The organism is Deferrivibrio essentukiensis, assembly GCF_020480685.1.
Lineage (GTDB): Bacteria > Chrysiogenota > Deferribacteres > Deferribacterales > Deferrivibrionaceae > Deferrivibrio > Deferrivibrio essentukiensis.
In genome coordinates this window covers 15,176-32,675 of sequence record NZ_JAJAFU010000019.1, presented here as the reverse complement: position 1 = coordinate 32,675, position 17,500 = coordinate 15,176, and the positions used below count along the sequence as shown (strand labels likewise).

17 protein-coding genes and 1 tRNA gene are annotated in these 17,500 nt (G+C 31.8%); 6 read left to right on the top strand and 12 right to left on the bottom strand.

What is annotated here, in order from left to right; all coding sequences use genetic code 11:
• The first annotated feature begins 4 nt into the window (after positions 1 to 4).
• Genes LF845_RS09360 through rsmI form a run of 4 tightly spaced genes read left to right on the top strand, consistent with a single transcriptional unit; the run spans position 5 to position 2,688 of the window.
• Complete coding sequence (locus tag LF845_RS09360) at positions 5 to 523, top strand: TlpA family protein disulfide reductase (protein ID WP_242820752.1); 519 nt, start codon at positions 5 to 7, stop codon at positions 521 to 523.
• Positions 523 to 1,473, top strand: coding sequence for a thioredoxin-disulfide reductase (gene trxB / locus LF845_RS09355; RefSeq protein WP_242820751.1), 951 nt, complete (start codon positions 523 to 525; stop codon positions 1,471 to 1,473). Before LF845_RS09360 ends, trxB begins: the two co-directional genes overlap by 1 nt.
• Before the next feature lie 11 nt (positions 1,474 to 1,484).
• A complete protein-coding gene (locus tag LF845_RS09350) occupies positions 1,485 to 1,862 on the top strand; it encodes a DUF2914 domain-containing protein (RefSeq protein WP_242820750.1) in 378 nt (125 codons plus the stop codon).
• 7 nt (positions 1,863 to 1,869) lie between these two features.
• The gene (rsmI, locus tag LF845_RS09345; RefSeq protein WP_242820749.1) at positions 1,870 to 2,688 is read left to right on the top strand and encodes a 16S rRNA (cytidine(1402)-2'-O)-methyltransferase; all 819 of its coding nucleotides are present in this window, start codon (positions 1,870 to 1,872) and stop codon (positions 2,686 to 2,688) included.
• Here the strand turns inward: rsmI and LF845_RS09340 are convergent.
• From LF845_RS09340 to LF845_RS09295, 10 genes are all read right to left on the bottom strand, one after another.
• The gene (locus LF845_RS09340; RefSeq protein WP_242820748.1) at positions 2,678 to 3,193 is read right to left on the bottom strand and encodes a hypothetical protein; all 516 of its coding nucleotides are present in this window, start codon (positions 3,191 to 3,193) and stop codon (positions 2,678 to 2,680) included. The two genes, rsmI and LF845_RS09340, sit on opposite strands and share 11 nt — an antisense overlap.
• Positions 3,180 to 5,918: a tetratricopeptide repeat protein gene (locus tag LF845_RS09335; RefSeq protein WP_242820747.1), complete on the bottom strand. Its 2,739-nt coding sequence runs from the start codon at positions 5,916 to 5,918 to the stop codon at positions 3,180 to 3,182. Before LF845_RS09335 ends, LF845_RS09340 begins: the two co-directional genes overlap by 14 nt.
• Positions 5,919 to 5,953: 35 nt before the next feature.
• Complete coding sequence (locus tag LF845_RS09330; protein WP_242820746.1) at positions 5,954 to 7,234, bottom strand: GAF domain-containing protein; 1,281 nt, start codon at positions 7,232 to 7,234, stop codon at positions 5,954 to 5,956.
• Complete coding sequence (locus LF845_RS09325; RefSeq protein WP_242820745.1) at positions 7,235 to 7,633, bottom strand: ribonuclease HI family protein; 399 nt, start codon at positions 7,631 to 7,633, stop codon at positions 7,235 to 7,237.
• A 2-nt stretch (positions 7,634 to 7,635) separates the two neighbouring features.
• Complete coding sequence (locus LF845_RS09320) at positions 7,636 to 8,349, bottom strand: zinc ribbon domain-containing protein (RefSeq protein ID WP_242820744.1); 714 nt, start codon at positions 8,347 to 8,349, stop codon at positions 7,636 to 7,638.
• A gap of 2 nt (positions 8,350 to 8,351) precedes the next feature.
• The gene (locus tag LF845_RS09315; protein ID WP_242820743.1) at positions 8,352 to 9,455 is read right to left on the bottom strand and encodes a Nif3-like dinuclear metal center hexameric protein; all 1,104 of its coding nucleotides are present in this window, start codon (positions 9,453 to 9,455) and stop codon (positions 8,352 to 8,354) included.
• 41 nt (positions 9,456 to 9,496) lie between these two features.
• A tRNA-Ile gene (locus LF845_RS09310) sits at positions 9,497 to 9,570 on the bottom strand.
• A gap of 100 nt (positions 9,571 to 9,670) precedes the next feature.
• A complete protein-coding gene (rpoD, locus tag LF845_RS09305; protein WP_242820742.1) occupies positions 9,671 to 11,473 on the bottom strand; it encodes an RNA polymerase sigma factor RpoD in 1,803 nt (600 codons plus the stop codon).
• Between the two features lie 3 nt (positions 11,474 to 11,476).
• Positions 11,477 to 13,180: a DNA primase gene (dnaG, locus tag LF845_RS09300; protein WP_242820741.1), complete on the bottom strand. Its 1,704-nt coding sequence runs from the start codon at positions 13,178 to 13,180 to the stop codon at positions 11,477 to 11,479.
• The gene (locus tag LF845_RS09295; RefSeq protein WP_242820740.1) at positions 13,177 to 13,722 is read right to left on the bottom strand and encodes a hypothetical protein; all 546 of its coding nucleotides are present in this window, start codon (positions 13,720 to 13,722) and stop codon (positions 13,177 to 13,179) included. The genes dnaG and LF845_RS09295 overlap by 4 nt, the downstream gene beginning before the upstream one ends.
• Positions 13,723 to 13,772: 50 nt before the next feature.
• Here LF845_RS09295 and LF845_RS09290 point away from each other — a divergent pair, with 50 nt between their 5' ends.
• Entirely contained in the window at positions 13,773 to 14,717 is a 945-nt protein-coding gene (locus tag LF845_RS09290) for an ABC transporter ATP-binding protein (RefSeq protein ID WP_242820739.1), read from the top strand.
• Here LF845_RS09290 and LF845_RS09285 read toward each other — a convergent pair.
• Entirely contained in the window at positions 14,698 to 15,804 is a 1,107-nt protein-coding gene (locus LF845_RS09285; RefSeq protein WP_242820738.1) for a YihY/virulence factor BrkB family protein, read from the bottom strand. The two genes, LF845_RS09290 and LF845_RS09285, sit on opposite strands and share 20 nt — an antisense overlap.
• 172 nt (positions 15,805 to 15,976) lie before the next feature.
• Here LF845_RS09285 and LF845_RS09280 point away from each other — a divergent pair, with 172 nt between their 5' ends.
• Positions 15,977 to 16,828, top strand: coding sequence for a DUF4405 domain-containing protein (locus LF845_RS09280; protein ID WP_242820737.1), 852 nt, complete (start codon positions 15,977 to 15,979; stop codon positions 16,826 to 16,828).
• An 11-nt stretch (positions 16,829 to 16,839) separates the two neighbouring features.
• On the opposite strand, the gene LF845_RS09275 is transcribed toward LF845_RS09280, so the two are convergent.
• Complete coding sequence (locus LF845_RS09275) at positions 16,840 to 17,463, bottom strand: hypothetical protein (protein ID WP_242820736.1); 624 nt, start codon at positions 17,461 to 17,463, stop codon at positions 16,840 to 16,842.
• Positions 17,464 to 17,500 lie beyond the last annotated feature (37 nt).

The following is a 17,500-nucleotide window of genomic DNA, read 5'->3' as shown; positions in this document are numbered from 1 at the left end:
TGCAATGTCTAGGCCTAGACTTTTTGGCGGGAAAAACTTACTGGTTTATCTTATAGTTGGATACCTTTTTTATTTTTTGTATTCTTATAGGTTAAATAATCCGTTACCTGTATCGGTTATTATCCCTGAAACAAAATTGTACACTTTGGATGGGAAAGAGTTTTTATTAAACGACTATAAGAATAGTAAATTTCTTATTTTTTTTGACAAAGGGAGTGTTTATTCCCCCTATTATTTAAAGATTATTCCGGACTTAAAGTTAATTGCTCAACACATGGGTATTGAAATATTTGTTTTGATTAAGAAGCCAAAAAGTGTAGAAGAATTGAAACAACTTTTTACAAAGAGTAAATATAAATTACTTGAAAATATAACTTATAGTGCTAATATAAATGGGGTTGCCAAAAGCTATGGGATAAGAAGTTGGCCTCATTTTTATATGATTGACGCATCCAACAGGGTGATTTACGAGGCTAAAATCCCTTCGGTAAGAAAGATTAATGAGATTTTAAGGAGATTTTGATGGAGCAGTTTTTTAATTATGACGATTTGAAAGAAGTTTACGATATAGTTATTATAGGAGGAGGGCCTGCAGGGCTTACTGCTGGCATCTATGCGGCTCGCGATAATCTTGACACATTGGTTATAGAGAAAAATTTCCCCGGTGGTCAGGTTGGAATTACAGAGATGGTAGAAAATTACCCTGGTTTTCCTGACGGCATTTTGGGTGGGGATTTATCTGAAAAAATGTTTCAACACGCCAGAAAATTTGGAGTTCAGGTAAAAAATGGCATTTGCAGCAAAATTGAATCTGACGGGAAGTATAAAATAGTTTCATTTAACGATATGCAAATTAAAGCAAAAGCGGTTATTATGGCAAGTGGGGCAAAGCCTTTACATTTAAATGTGCCTGGTGAGAATAAATTTTTGGGTAGAGGGATATCATTTTGTGCAACCTGTGATGGTGCTTTTTATAAGGATAAAGTAGTAGCAGTCATTGGCGGGGGTGACTCTGCTGTTGAAGAAGGGCATTACCTGACAAAATTTGCAAAAAAGGTTTATGTAGTCCATAGAAGAGATAAGCTTAGAGCTGCAAAAATATTGCAGGAGAGAGCTTTTGCAAATCCAAAAATGGAGTTTGTTTATAATTGTGTGGTAAAAGAAGTTAAAGGTGAACAAAAGATAGAGGCAATAACTCTTTATAATAAGGTAGAGGATAAAGAGTTTGATTTGACTGTGGATGGTGTATTTGTCTTTATCGGTTGGACAGCTGATACTGAGATTTTGAAGGGTATTGTTGAAATGGATGATTCAGGTTTTATAAAGACAGATGAGCATATGGCTACAAATATTCCCGGTATATTTTCTGCGGGTGACAATAGATTGAAAGAACTAAGGCAGATTGTAACGGCAGTTGCAGATGGTGCTATAGCTGCAAAATCAGCTGAAAAATATATTGAAGATAATTTTTAGAGGGGGTTTGTATGAAGAGAATAATTTTTACTGTATTAATGCTTATAGTGGCATTAAATTTATTTGCAGAAACTACCATAAGCAGAATGGCAATTGCTACGGATATAGTTGACAGAGAGCCTGTTGGTGTATCCGAAACTTTTTCAGCAAATATTGGTAAACTATACTGTTTTACCGAAGTACAGACAGATAAATTCCCTACCAAAGTTGTACATATATGGCTATATGACAATAATATAATCGCCGAAGTACCACTTGAGGTAAACAGTAACAAATGGAGGACTTACAGCTCAAAGAGGATTCTTCCTAATTGGGAAGGGGATTGGAAAGTTGAGATTTATGCTGAAGATGGGAAATTGATAGGTTCAAAAAGCTTTACCGTAAAGTAGCAGCAGCTTGGAAAACAAAGGTACTATATATTTTGTCCCGACACCAATAGGTAATCTTGGGGATATAACTTTAAGGGCACTTGATGTTCTTAAAGGAGTAGATGTTATATTTTCCGAAGATACCCGTTCAACGCTTAAGCTGTTGACACATTACGGTATTAAGAATCAGGTCAAGTCTTTTCATAAAGATAATGAGAAAAAGAGTGTTGATGTTGTCTTAAAACTTTTTTTCGAAGGTAAAAGTATTGCAGTGGTAAGTGAGGCAGGTATGCCTTGCATATCTGACCCAGGCTCAATGTTAGTGAGAAGGTTGTGTGACGAGGGGATAGAATTTCAAGTGCTTCCCGGTGCCACGGCGTCTGTTGTGGCACTTATCAAGTCAGGTTTTCCGGCTGATAATTTTTATTTTAAAGGATTTTTAAGTCATAAAAAGGGTGAGAAGTTAAAAGAGATAAATAAGTTAAAAGATATTAATTCAACTATAGTATTATACGAATCACCTCACAGAATTGTTGATACACTTAGTTTATTAGTTGATAAATTTGAAAAAATATGTGTTGTCAGGGAGCTTACTAAAATTTTTGAAGAGAAAATCTATATAAGTTCACTTAAAGATATTGAAAAAATTACCTTGAAAGGGGAGTTTGTTATAGTAATTGATAATAATTTTGACAAAAACGAATCTGAAAAGTTACCTGAGGTTCAAGATTTGATAAAAAAATTAAAAAATACGAATTTTAACAGTAAACAGATTATGGAAATATTAAAGGTATTAGGATTTAAGAGGAATGAGGTATACCCTCTCTTAAGTAAATCTAATGAGTAAAAAGGTTATAAATTGAAGCCAACAGTAAAAAAAGATTTGCCATTAGCATAAATATTACAAAGACCAATTTCCTTGATTTAAAATCTTTTTCGGTGATGCTTGACAACTTTTCTCGTATTTCACTGTTTGCTTTTTCTTTAATAATCTGAAATATTTCTTGAAAATTATCAAACATTGAGGATAAAAATCCGTACTTCTCATTATCTGCTATTATAAAGATATAGCGACCTTTAAGTTTTAACGGGGTGATATCTTCAATTTTCGCGAAGTTAAGTTTACGAACGCCGGTAAGTGATTTGATACTAATAAATTCATCTGTAATTTCTACTTCTTTTGCCAAGAGATTTATAAGGTTGAATATGATAAACAGTATGAGAAATCCAATTATAAAATATTTAATATTATTACCACCAATCAGAGTATGTGAATATCCGAAGAAAAATGACAAAACTAAAAGTGATACAAGCAAAAAAATGTATATTTTATCAATTTTATAAATCTTCAATTTCTATCTCCACTGATAATTTCTTTAAAAACTCCGGCTCAATGGTTGACATATTTATAATATCATTTCTCAAGTTTTTAAAGTTTGAATTTCTAAAAGACAATATTGCATTGGCAGCTATCCCTCTAAAGTCATAAGGGTAACTTTCAATAAAGCTATTTACCTGTTTTATTAAACGTTTTTCGTTGAAATATTTTAGAAAATAAAGAATCTTATAATATTCCGTATATATATCCTTTTTACCAAGCTTTTCGAGTGCTGTCATTGATGCTTCTGCATTTGTTTTGTCGTTTATAGTCATAAAGTAATACATTGATGTCTTGTAAAGGTCAAAATTTTTAAAATATTTTCTTGAAAATACTTGAAGTAATTTAAATGCATTTTGGTAATCTTTAAATAGTATATTTCTGTAAATTTCCTCTTTCAGAGATGGCGCATTCTCCGGGAATTTAAATTCGTATTTTTGACCATATGATGCTTGTATGTTTGCAAGCATTGTATTGTAAGTTATATCATTTGTCTGAATCTTAAATGTATTATTGCTTTCACTCACAATTTTAAGTAGGCCGTAAATCTCTTCATTTCTAAAAGTGCTAAGCCCTTTTATTTTGTCTAAGTATTTTGTATCTCTGCTTTTAAAGTAAGATGCGAGGTTAATTACGTAATTATAAAATTCCACCTTATCTTCCGAAGTAATTAAATCATCAAGCACGGTGTCGTATCTACCAAGCCCAATTTGAGCATAATATTTAGAGAATTCAAAATATGGTAAAAGCTTTTCGGCGTTAGCAAGCATTATGTCGTAGTTTGTCAGCAATAGCCCGTATTGGTTTGAGCTTCTGGTAATGTCCCCGTCAATCTTTAATAGAATCGCTTTACCAAGGTATGCCTGCAAAGTAAATCTGTTAAATATTGTAGCCCTGTCAAAATAGTCAAAAGCAAGTTGTTTTTCACCTAAATTAAGATATGTAAGACCAATGTTATATAGTATGATTGAATTGTTTTTTAAATTTTCTTCCGCATTTTTAAAATGTTTTAAGGCGTTTAAAAAGTCGTATTCTATAAAAGCTTTAAAACCTTTATTATTTTCATCAATAGCAGTGGCAAAATTTACTGATTTTTTAAGCTCTTCGAGTGCTTTTTTGCTTTCTTTCTCTTGCAGAAGTTTATACCCGAGGGCAATAAAATCAAGCATCTCATCAGGATTTATAATAATCGGCGTAAGGGATAATCTTAGAATATCTTCAAAAGTACCGTTAAAAGGAAATGAAAGGTCAAAATCATTTAGCACAGGGGAGATTGTAATGGAAACTTTTGGTTTTTTCTTGAATATTCTCAAGTTATCAAGAAATTTTTCAGATAACTCAATTACCTTAGCTTGATTCTTAATATTCCAGTTAGCAATAAATTCGTACCATAACTTTTCGGGTGTGTCTTCATCCATATTTGTTAATGTATTAAGTGCAGAATTATAATTTTTTGATTTCATATAATAGTATGTAAGTAGATGGTAATAATCCCTTGTCTTGGTGGTGGTTACTTTATCCAAGTATATTTTTGCATTATTTAGATTGTTGATTTTCAAGTAATACAGGCTCATTAGAAGATTCTTAAGGTCATTGTCAAAGTTGTTATTGAAAATAATTTTTTTTGCAAAATCTATCTTTTCCAGCCTAACAAGATAATGCCATACGAATTTGTAAATTATTTCGTTATCTTTTATATTTTTAAATGCCTCACTTATAGTTTTGGTGCTGTTTTCGGTATCACCCAATTCATCATAGATTTTGTATTTAAGAAGGTAAGAGGCTTTGTCTGCAGGATAGTCTTTAATAATTGCATTTAAAATACCAATTGCTCTGTTATAATCTCCACCTTTGTATAGTGCGTGAGCATATTTGTGTTTGTAACCGACGTCATCTGTAAGTCTTAAAAGATTTCTATATGTTTCAGCTGCCAAAATATAGTCGTTCATAGCCTCGAAGTTTTTTGCAAGGATATCATAAGCTTCAACTGTATTTTTTATTTCCAGTGCATTTTTAGCACTTGTTATGGATTTGTTGTGGTCATTCAGATTGTAGTAGTTTAGTGCGAGATTGAAGTAATCAGTATATTCTTTATTCTTTATGCTTTCAATAACTTGTATGCTTTTTGAATATTCTCCTATACTTAAAAGATAGGCTCCATAGGAGCTTTTATAAAATTGTGTATCAGGAACAACTTTGGAAGCCTTATCAAGATAATAGTATGCTTTTGCAGTATTACCGGTCTTTAGATAAATATTTGCTGCATTTATCAAAAGTTTTGATGAATCAGTATCATTTTCAAGCTCTTTGATTATTTTTTCAGCTTCGTCAAGCTCTCCAAGTTGAATAAGGGAAGCTGCCAAGTTGATATATGCCTCTTTGAAAGTATTGTCCAATTCATAAGCCATCTTAAAATATTTTTTACTCTCTTCATAATTTTCAAGAAGAAAAAAACTGACCCCCATATTATAAAAAGCGGCAGCTTTATTTTCTTGTAAGCCCTGCTCAAAATACTTGATAGCTTCATCATACTTGCCGTTTAAAAATAATTCATTACCTTTGGAAAGGGTGGGCGTTTTTGCAATTACGATTGATTCTATATTTTTTTGCTCAGAAACGTTGTCCTTGGCAATCTCTTTTTTATTTGAGCAGCTTAATAAAATAGCAAGCGATATAAATATAAGTATAAGTTTTTTCATAATTATCCTTTCGGCAGAAAAATTAAAAAATTTAGTTAATTGTTGTCAAAATCCAACATTTCTATGCCGGGGAGATACTCTTTAGTGACAATTTTTTTCATGTTATTAATCTTGTTTGTAATGCTACTTATCTTGTCTATGTTTTTCTCTATTGCTTCAAAGATTTTTTTAACTTGTTCATTATTTAAGTCGCAAAAACTTCTCTTTAATATTTCAATATTTAGCGATATAGAGCAAAGAGGATTGTTTATCTCATGATTTACACTAACAGCTAATTTACCCAAAGTGGTAATTTTTTCTTGCTCAATGAGTTGCTCTTGAGTCTTTTTAAGATTGTCAATAGTATCAAGGAGTTCTTTATGTAGCTTAAGGTTATCGATTGCTATGGCAGCATGCTCCGAAAGAAAGAATATAAATGTTTCATCATTTTCCAATTCCTTTTTATCTCCGGCCTTAAGTGCTATTGTAATTGTACCGAAAACTTTACCTCTTGAAACAAGAGGGTATTTTGCAAACCCGTATGGGAAAAAAGGGATTATTTTAGACTCCCTATACCATTCGTCTTCAAGAGGTGCTTCAATATAAATGTTAGACTTTTGCTCCAAGATAATGGTTGCCCACGGTGAAGCCTTTAAATCTTTTAAGTCGAATGTAATATTTTCCACCACACTTTTACTGATATTACAAGTGCCTGCAATGGTTTCAGTGAAGTCTTCGATAAGGGTAAAAAATATTATTCTGTCACAGAATTTTTCATTTAGATATTTAAGTGTTATAGAAACGATTTGATTAATGTCCTTATTTATACTGATTTCTTTAACAAATTTTTGTATTTTGCTTAATGTTTCAATATGAGAGCTGAGATTTTTCTTTTCATTTTCAAGCTCTTGGGTCTTTCTTACGAGATCCTTATTTGTTTGTTCGAGATTTTCACTAAGGCTTTTAATCTTTTCAAAAGCGAATACATTTTCCACTGCCTCATTTATAGAGCTTTCAAGCTCATTTACTTCGTAATCGTGAGGTAAATAATCATAAAATCCGGCTTTCAATAGAAGTCTTGCCTTTTCAAATGATTTATCTCCAATGTATATGAATGAAGTATTACAGCCGGACTCTCTTAAGTCTTCAATTAATTTTTTAGGCTCTTTACTCAACGAAGAGTTTACTATAGAAACTATAATTTTTTCATTCAAGAGTATATTTCTAAACTGCTCTTCATTATCAACGAAGATAAACATTAAGTTATTTTTTTGACATATTTTTGAAACTGTCTTTATCTCGTCAATATTATTTGACAAGAGTAAGATAGGAATCATTTAAATATTTTCCTCACAAGCCTTTTTTGCAAGTTTGTCAGCATATTTATTCATTTCCCTCGGGATATGCTTTATTTCATATTTAAGATTTTTCAGCAAATTATTTATCTCGTCGTAATACTCTTTTAGTATAAGGTTCTTAACTTTATATTCCCCTTTAATTTGCTTAACAATAAGCTCAGAGTCAAGGTAAATTTCAATTGAGTCAGGGTTTAATGTCAAAACCTTTTGAATGGCGTATAAAAGTCCGGAATATTCGGCGACATTATTAGTGGCTATACCAAGTGATTTTGACTCGTCTGCAACTATATTGTTATTTTCGTCATAAATAACATACCCACATCCTGCAGGACCAGGATTACCACTTGATGCACCGTCAGAAAAAATTTTGTACTTCACTGTTATTCGCTTTCTTCAATAAAGTATAAAAATCTCTGACAGTTAGGACACTGCTGAATATTAATGTTTTTCTTTACTTCAACGAAAAGCTGAGGTGGTACTTTCATATAACAACCCGTACATGTTTCATTTTCCACACGGACAATTGCAAGATTATTTCTAACTTTTCTGATAGTTTCATACTTTGAAAGGAGCTGTTTTTTTATATTCCCTGCAGCTTCAGCTCTCTCTTCCTTTAGTCTGCTGAGCTCATTTATTTTGTCTTTATTTGCTTCATCCTTTTCAGTTTTTAATTTATTAAGCTCTTCTTCTATTTTTGATATCTCTGCTTTTAACTCTTCTGTTTGCTTTGTATATTTTTCAAGGTTATCAGATAGTTCTAATATTTTATATTCAAGATTATTTATTTCTTTTTTAAGAGTATCAAGCTCTTTTAATACAGCTTCATATTCCTTATTATTTTTTACAGTTGATAGTTTTTTTTGAGCATTTGAGAGAAGATTCTTTTTCTCTTCATACTCCTTTTCAGACATTAATTTTTCCTCTTTTGAAGAAACCATCTGATTATTGATTTCTTCAAATTGGCTACTTTTTTCTTCAAATGCCTTTTGTAAATCAAGGATTGATTTAGGTACTACGGATAAAAATACCTCTATATCGTTGATTTGATTGTCAATCTTTTGCAGTATTCTTAGATTTTCAAGCTCTTGCAGCATACCTACCTCCAAATTTTTATGCTTTCTTCTTCATCGATTGTTATAACTTCTATTCCAAATTTCGTTTCTAATACCTTTTGTATGTATTCCATAAATATTTTTTCAGTAGAATAGTGCCCTGCATCAAGTATTACAACCCCTTCCTCCTTTGCGTCGAGTGCATCATGGTGCTTTAAATCTCCTGTCAAAAATACCTTTATACCTTTTTGTTTGCAATGTTTCCAAAGTGATGCTCCGCTACCTGTTACAACGGCAAATTCATCAAAAATTAAATTATCATCTAAAAAATTGTATTTAATTGCACATCCCAACTTTTGCGAAATGTGACTGATAAAGCTCTTTAAGTCAGTTTTTGTGTTGAGTTTACAGATCCTTCCGAGACTATAAGTTTTACTGATTTCTATAGGATAAATATCATATGCAACCTCTTCGTAAGGGTGGGCATTGATAACGTTTTTGACAAGTCTGCTTAAGTTTTTTTCAGGGACTATTGTTTCAATTCGTGCTTCCTTTACCTCTTCAAAAACACCGTGCTCCCCTATAAAAGGCTTTGTATTATTACCCGGCTCAAATGTCCCAGTGCCGATTGTTGAAAATGTACATTTTTTATAGTTTCCTATTTGCCCTGCACCTGATAAGTCAAATGCTTCGATTATTTTATTTTCGTAGCCTACAGGAGTATAAACGACAAATTTATAGTATTTTTCGCTCCCTTCTTTTATAAACCCATCTATCACTTGCGCGTCTAACTTTTCTGCAAGATAATCGTTTAGACTGAAATCAGCCAAGTCGAGGTTTGTATGGTATGAGGCTATATTAAGCTTGTTTTGAATGGCAACAATTATTTTGTCGGAAAGTAAGTTACCTTTTGTTATCGAGTTGATTTTGCCAAAAAAAAGGGGGTGATGAGTTATAAGCAACTCACACCCCTTATCTATTGCTTTTTTAATTACCTGTTTAGTAGGGTCTAAAGCCAAAGCAACTTTTTTGACCTTGCCGTAATCAACAATAATCTGTCGATTACTGTTATCCCATTCGTATTGCCTTGTAATATCCGAGAAACTTTTTTCAAAGAAATTTAATATATTTATAATATCAACTGACATATCAATCCAAAATGAGTCGACTTTATTTGTGACTCAAAAAATGGGCCAACCAGGAATCGAACCTGGGACCTACCGGTTATGAGCCGGTGGCTCTAGCCAACTGAGCTATTGGCCCTTCCGAAAAACGGAGTGTTATATTAATATTTTTTTTATAATTGTCAACTGATTTTTGTCTAAATTATAATATTTTTTAGTCATAAATTTCAACATTTACTCTATTCAAAAAAAGTCTTTAATATTCTACTTCTTGTAGGATGTCTCAGCTTTCTAAGAGCTTTTGCCTCAATCTGTCTTATTCTTTCCCTTGTTACGTTAAACCTTTTACCTACCTCTTCCAAAGTATGGTCTGATGGACAGTCGATGCCAAATCTGAGCCTTAATACACTCGCCTCTCTTGGTGAAAGGGTATCTAATATATGTTTTGTGTTTTCTTTCAGTTTTAGGTATGTAACTTCATCAAGAGGGTTTTTTGCCTTTTTATCTTCAATAAAATCCCCAAGGTTACTATCTTCATCTTCACCAATAGGTGTCTCAAGGGATACAGGTTCTTTTGCAATCTTTAAAACTTTCTTTACCTTATCAACAGGTATTTCCATTTTTTCTGCAATTTCTTCAGGTGTTGGTTCTCTACCTGTCTCTATATGAAGTTGTCTCTGTATTTTAAGCATTTTATTGATAGTTTCAATCATATGCACAGGTATTCTGATAGTTCTTGCCTGATCTGCAATAGCCCTTGTGATTGCCTGTCTTATCCACCATGTAGCGTATGTAGAAAATTTGTAACCTCTCTGGTACTCAAACTTTTCAACAGCTTTCATAAGACCTATATTTCCTTCCTGAATCAGGTCTAAAAATTGCAAACCTCTATTAGTATATTTTTTAGCAATACTTACAACCAATCTCAAGTTTGCTTCAATTAATTTAGATTTTGCTTCAGCAGCATCTCTTTCACCTTCTACAAGACTTTCATAGATCACTTCGAGCTCTGTCTTGTCAAAGCCAAGACTTTTTAGTTTGTTGTCTATAGTCTTTTTTGATTCTTCCAGTTTTTTCAATAGGAGATCAATGTCCCTTTTTGAAAGTCCCATACTTTTAGCTTTTTCTTGTATAGCCTCAGTAGTTATTGCCGTAATATCATCATCCTTTGAAAATTTTAATATACTCAAAACTCTTACCGCTGAAGATTCAGCATCTTTTATATCTTCATAGGTTGATTTTATTTGGTTGGCTATTTCACATATTCTATTATAATTTACTTTAATATTTAGCAGATTAGTTGCAATTTCCTCAATGGATTCATTTACTTCCTGTTTTAGAGTGAGAATATTGTCTATACTGATATTTGAAGACTTCATTTTTTTGATTTTTACCATATTGGCTCTAAGCTTTTCTACTATATCTTCTAAGATGGTGACATATTGGGCTCTTATTTGAGCCTCTTTCTCATCCTTGTAAAGCTTTATTTCATCTTCCTCCATCTCTTCAAAGTCTATGTCAGAGCTTTCAAGGTCTAAATCATCATCAAGATTTATAATATCTTTTAGTCTCATTTCGCCGTTTTTAATATTTTCGGCTATGTCCATAATTTCTTGGGCAGTCATAGGGAATGACAAAACACTTTTTATTACCTTTTTTTGCCCTTCTTCTATCTCTTTAGCTACTTCTACCTCTTCCTCTCTGCTTAACAGCGGAATATTTCCCATCTCTCTTAAGTAAAGTCTTACAGGGTCATCAGTGGCAAGTGATTCTTTCTCAACTTCTTCATCATCACTTACCAAATCAGAATCAGCATCATCGTCATCTTCATCGGGAGGAGTGAATATAGAACTTTTTTTATTTTTGTTATCGATTACATCAATTTTAAGCTGTGCAAGAAGCATCATTACTTCATCCAAAAGCTCAGAGGTTAATACATCTTCAGGTAAAATTTCATTAATTTCATCAAATGTTATAAATCCGTTCTCTTTCCCCAAAGCTATTAATTGCTTTACCTCAGGGATTTTAATCTTTTTTGCCATAAGTTAAACCTCCGAAAGTTTGGCATTTATGTGTTTTTGTCTTGCCAAGATATCTTGTATATTTTTAAGAATTTTTATTGACTCTTCTTCATTCAATTTGTTTGTGGAGATGTGATTAATGAGTCTTTTTCTTTCACGGTCAAGGAAGTTATTAATTATTTTATATTTATTTATCAAAGCATTTTTGTAGGAATCAGTATTACTGTCCACTCTTGCAGTCATATTGGCTAATGTTTCCCCGTGTTCAATATCATTGAAAAGAACAGCGATATTACCATCTTTGTGTAAAATTTCAACAACTTTTTTAAAAATAATTCGGTTTTTTTGATTTGCAAACATCTCTTCGGTGATATCACTGACTAGGTTATCAATAATATCTTCGGAAAGATTAAATAGTGAAGTTATAAATTCTTCTTCGCAAATATATGACATGTTAGTATTTTTGTGGTCACTTTGTTTTTTGAATAATGTTTTTGATTTTACTTCGGCATCAAGGATATTTTTGTCAATGTTAAATACTTTAGCCAGTTGTTCTTCATAATGATTGCGATTGTAAGGGTCATTAATCTTTTGAATCTTTTTGTATAAATCCATTAAGTTTTGCCTTTTTTGGTTATTGGTGGTCGATTTTTTATACATTTGCGTAAAGAGAAAAATTAGGATATCTTTCTTTTTTTGCAATAGTTTTTTAAATTCATCTTCGTTTTTATTAAGCATAGAGTCAGGGTCTTCCCCTCTTGGTAAAAATACTACATTTGGGAAAAAATTAGATGCAATACAGTTATCTATAGCTCTGAATGAGGCATTTATTCCCGCTTCATCTCCGTCAAATATTATTACCCCTTCATCTGAGAATCTTTTTAAGATTGCCGTTTGTTCCTTCGTAAAGGAAGTACCCATAGGGGAAACCACATTTTTAAATCCATGTTTATAAAGCCTTATAACGTCAAAAAAACCTTCTACTATTATTGACTGATTTTTTTCTTTTATATACTGTTTAGCAAGATTCAAGTTGTAAAGAAGCTCCCGTTTTTTAAAAAATTTTGACTCGGGTGAGTTGACATATTTTGGCATTGTACCGTCAAGACTTCTGCCTGAAAATCCCACAACCTTTCCTGATTCATTTTTTATTGGAATTATTAATCTCCCTTCAAACCTTAATCTAAAATTCCCCTGTTTATTAAAGAAGTTTCCGCTGTCAAACAGTTCATTTTTTGAGAAATTTCTCAAAAGGCAATTTATGTCAAAATCTTCAGGGATGTAACCAATGTCAAATTCATCCACGGTGTCCGTATCGAAATTTCTGCCGAGAAGATAATCGAGAGCAATTTTATTTTTTGAGCTAAAAAGTGCTTTTTTTGCTTCTTTGACAATGAATTCATTTATACTCAGAAACTCTTTTCTCCCTTTTACCTCTTCCTTTCTGATCTCAATCCCATATTTTTCACCTAAAAATTCCAAGGCTTCTACAAAATCAAAATTGTGAATTTTCATTATGAATCCTATGGAATTTCCGGAAGCTCCGCAACCAAAGCAATGAAACAGTCCTTTTTCTTCACTTACACTAAAAGAAGGTGTTTTTTCATGATGAAATGGGCATAACCCCATATAATTTTTACCACTTTTTTTAAGCTCTACATATTGGCTTATAAGCTCTAATATATTTACTCTTTCTAAAATTTCTTCCCTAACACTGTCAGGAATCATTCTTTACACTCCCCTAAAATCAGATTTGAGATGTACTCCGGAAATTTTAAGATAGGTGCAAACCCGCCTTCTTCAAAGATGTGCAGTCTTGGGTAATCTATTAAATCAACAATCTTTAAGGCATCATTTGTATCAAACATTTTATTATCAAGGCTGTAAATCAAATGAAATTTGCATTCAAATTTATTCTTATTAAGAAAATATTTTTTACCTGCAAGCTCTGATAAAGAGTATTCTTTGTTGATAGTTTCATCATCAATACCTATCTTTTGGGAAATCTCTTTATTGTTTGCTTTCAGTGTCCAATGTAAGAATCTGTCAAAATCCAGATAGCATGAAATCAGAAAGATATCCTTTTTAAACTTATTTTTTTCAGCTTTTTCAAGTAGTTGAAAACAACCGCTCCCGATTCCTATCAAACATGAAAAGCTGTTTATGTCGTCGTGCCTTTCATAGATTTCAAACTTAAAATAAGGTGACAAAGTTTTTGCCAATTTATTGTTATTTATGAATATATCATTAAAAATCAGTGCTTTTGTCATGTAATTTAATCTATGGACATTCTTATTTTTTTCAAATATTATTTTCTACTATGTTGGAAATAAGAAATCTAAATGTAATTTTGGAAAATATCAATAAAAGAATTTATATTTTGAGAAATATTTCCTTAACTATCGACGGTGGAGAGATTTTAGGTCTTGTAGGGGAATCGGGGAGTGGGAAAACTGTTCTCGGGAAAACTGTTTTAGGGTTAACTGCTTTTCCAATTAAAAAGTTATCAGGAGACATAATTTTTGAGAAGACAGTGATTGATGAAGATAATGTCCATAAGTTTCGCGGTAAAAAAATTTCCATGATATTTCAAAACCCTACATCTTGTCTTAATCCTGTCTTTACAATAAAAAATCAAATAATCGAAACTATAAGAAATTCAAATCCTGATATAAATGCAAGTCAAGCAAAGAGGATAGCAATCGAGTTGCTTAAAAAGGTTGAAATTGACCATCCTGACCAGCGCCTTGACAGTTATCCCCACAATTTAAGTGGGGGGATGAATCAGAGGGTAATGATAGCACTTGCACTTGCTACTAATCCTGAAATTTTAATAGCAGATGAGCCTACCACTGCTCTTGATGTAACTGTTCAGTCAAGTATTATAGATTTGTTGAAAAATCTTAACAAAAATTACAATTTGAGCATACTTTTTATAACGCATGATCTAAATCTTATCATTAATATTGCTGACAGAGTTGCTGTGATTTACGCAGGGGAAATTTTAGAGATTGTCAGCAAGGAAGATTTGAAAATAAAAAGATTCAAACATCCCTACACTGAGCTTTTAAATAGATGTATTCCTACACTTGAAGAAAAGAAGGATATACTGACAACTATTCCCGGTGAAATTACAAATAATACGGAAATTTATGAAAATAGGTGTATTTTTTATGACAGGTGCCCAAGAAAACTTGAAATATGCAAAAATAAAAAGCCGGTATTTGAAAATAATTACAAATGTTTTAATCCTTTAAACTTATAACCTGTAAATTAGCTATATCTGCTATTTTGTCTATATTATCATCATCTATTTTCACTAAATCTCCGGCCTGTTTGAGTATTGTTTTGCCGTTGTTTTTAATCTTAATGTACCCTTCAACTATTAACAGATTGGAATTCTTAAGCTTTAATATATCCTCTCTTTCTTCTATCGATAAAAAGTTTTTATCTAAGTTTTCGGGAAAAATCTTATTGTATAGTTTGTTTAATTTTCTCCCCTTTTGTATCCAAAATTTGGTAGTATAAATTTTGAAATCTGTCAGACAAGCTCCAAACTGTGCGAAAAAAAGATATAAAATAAATATAAAGTAAAGCCAGTAAAGACTAAAAATCACGAGCCCTATTTGCCCGTAGACTGCTTTATAATAGTTTATACTTATGAAGACAAAATAAAGTCTGTTAAGCAAATAAATTGAAAAGGAGAATAGTAAAGCCATAAAAAATGAGGTTTTAAAAGAAAACTTCCTTCCGGACAAAAAATAGTAGCTTAGAAAAATTATCAAAAATACCAGTAGCTTTGGTGCCAAAAGAAGGTTGCTTAAGATTGTAACAATATAGCTCAAATCAATGTTTACATACTTAAATAATAATTTGTGGACAAACAAAAGTCCGACTTTTAGTAATAGAGCCGTTAATAAGATTATAAGCCCAGATATGTTTAGCAAAAAAGGGAGCAATATCCCTACTAATTTTTTCTGCTTTATGTCCATAATATTTACAAAAGAGATATTCAAACTCTTAGAAAACAGCAAGGATGTTAACAAAATTGAAATAATGCCCGAAATTCCAAAAGAGAAAATATTTATACTTTTAGAATTCGATATTATTTTGTAAAAGAATGAAACAGCTTCTTCATTTAAATTTTTCATTGAGTTTAGGATATTGAAAATAACTTCTGCATTTGAGATGGCAATAATGTTTGAGATTGTCAAAATTAATAAAAACACAGGGACAAGTGATATGATAAAGTAAAATGTAAGTGCTCCGGCGTTGAGTATGAGATTGTTTTTATTGAAGTAATGAATTGAGAGCAAAAAAGATGTTAGTATTTTTTTTAAAGTAGACTTCATATTAAAGTAATAGCTAATAAAACTGAATAAAGCTATAATTTTTTGTGTAACTTTGTTACTCATTGTGTAATATTTATACGGTAAAGATAGAAAAACTATGGTAAATTAAGGTTATATATCTGGTATGTGATTTGCTTATTGTTTGATTAATTAATATTAAGGAGGCAGTAGAATGAGTTTTAGAAAAATTGTATCATTGACAACCTTGTTGTCATTTTTAGTCATGTGCTACACAGGACTTATTTTAATTATAGTTCCTGAAGGTAGAGTTGCATATTGGGGAGGGTGGCAGCTTCTTGGACTTAACAAAAGTCAATACGGTGAGCTTCATACCGCTACTTCATTATTGTTTCTTATTGTTTCTATTTTACACATATACCTTAACTGGAAGGCAATAATGCAGTACCTGAAAAACAGAGCAAAGAATTTTGTATTGTTTACCCCAAATTTTGTTGTGGCTTTAATAATAACTACGGCAGTTTTTATGGGTGCTTATTACAAGGTTTCCCCTTTTAGCGACCTTTTTATATGGCAGTCCGATGTAGATGACTATTGGGCTGACAAATATGGGGAGCCCCCTTTTGGGCATGCTGAGCTTGTAGGGCTTAAAAACTTTTCCAAAAAGATGGATTTGGATTTTACAAAGGTAAAAGAAATTTTAAATAAAAATGGCATTAAGTATGACAATGAAAACGAAACTTTGCTGCAGATTGCAAAGAAAAACAATAAAACACCTCAGGATATTTATCTGTTAATTAAAGATGCTGAAATTGGGGCAGATATTAATGAAGTAAAGCCTGAAACTTCTAAAGTTGAAGAAAAGATGCCTGCTGAAGGTTCGGGGCTCGGTAAAAAGAATATATTGAGTGTAATTGAGGAATATGGACTTGATAAAAATTTAGCTTTTTCCAACCTCAAAAAGGCTGGGATAAAGTTTGATGAAAAAAGTCTTATGAAGGATATGGCTGCTCAAATTGGAGTAACGCCAATAGATTTGTTTAAAATTATGAAAGAAGGCCGATAAGGCCTTCTTTTTTAAAATATTTTTTCGTAGTTTTTGCTACCAAACTTTGCTGCATAACCTTGTGAATAATTTAAAATTTCATTTAAGGACAGGGTATTGTTTTTGTATTGAATGAGTGTAATTTTAGGGATATACACATCTACTGTCTCAAAATCTTTGGGTTTGATCCTTTCATTGATGCTTTTATATATTCCGTATGTCCCGCTGATTAAAAAACCTTTAAAACTTTTTTCCGCCAAAAGTTTGTTTAAATCGATATCCTTTAGTGCAAAAAAGGTGTCTTTTACAACTTTTTGGGCAACATTAATCCCTCTGATTTTTATATTTATGTTTTTATTTGCATCTACAGAAGCATGCTCAAGGGAGATAAACATCCAAAAATCACCTTCATCATAAATACAATCTTTGCATGTAGAGCCTTTTGTAAATCCTAAACCGTCCTGTTGGACTTTTAGTCCATACTCAGATAGTTTTTGAGCTATCTGATTCAACTCGTTTGTGTATTTCGCTTTCAATTCTCTGGAAAAACTGTTTTGAGGGTTAAAGACAATGTCGGAATAGTTGGCATTATTTACATTTTTCATGCATCCGTAAAATAATTGAACGATAAGAGCAATGATTATTATTTTTTTCATATATCACCTCATTTCAAGTATGATAAAATGTTTAATC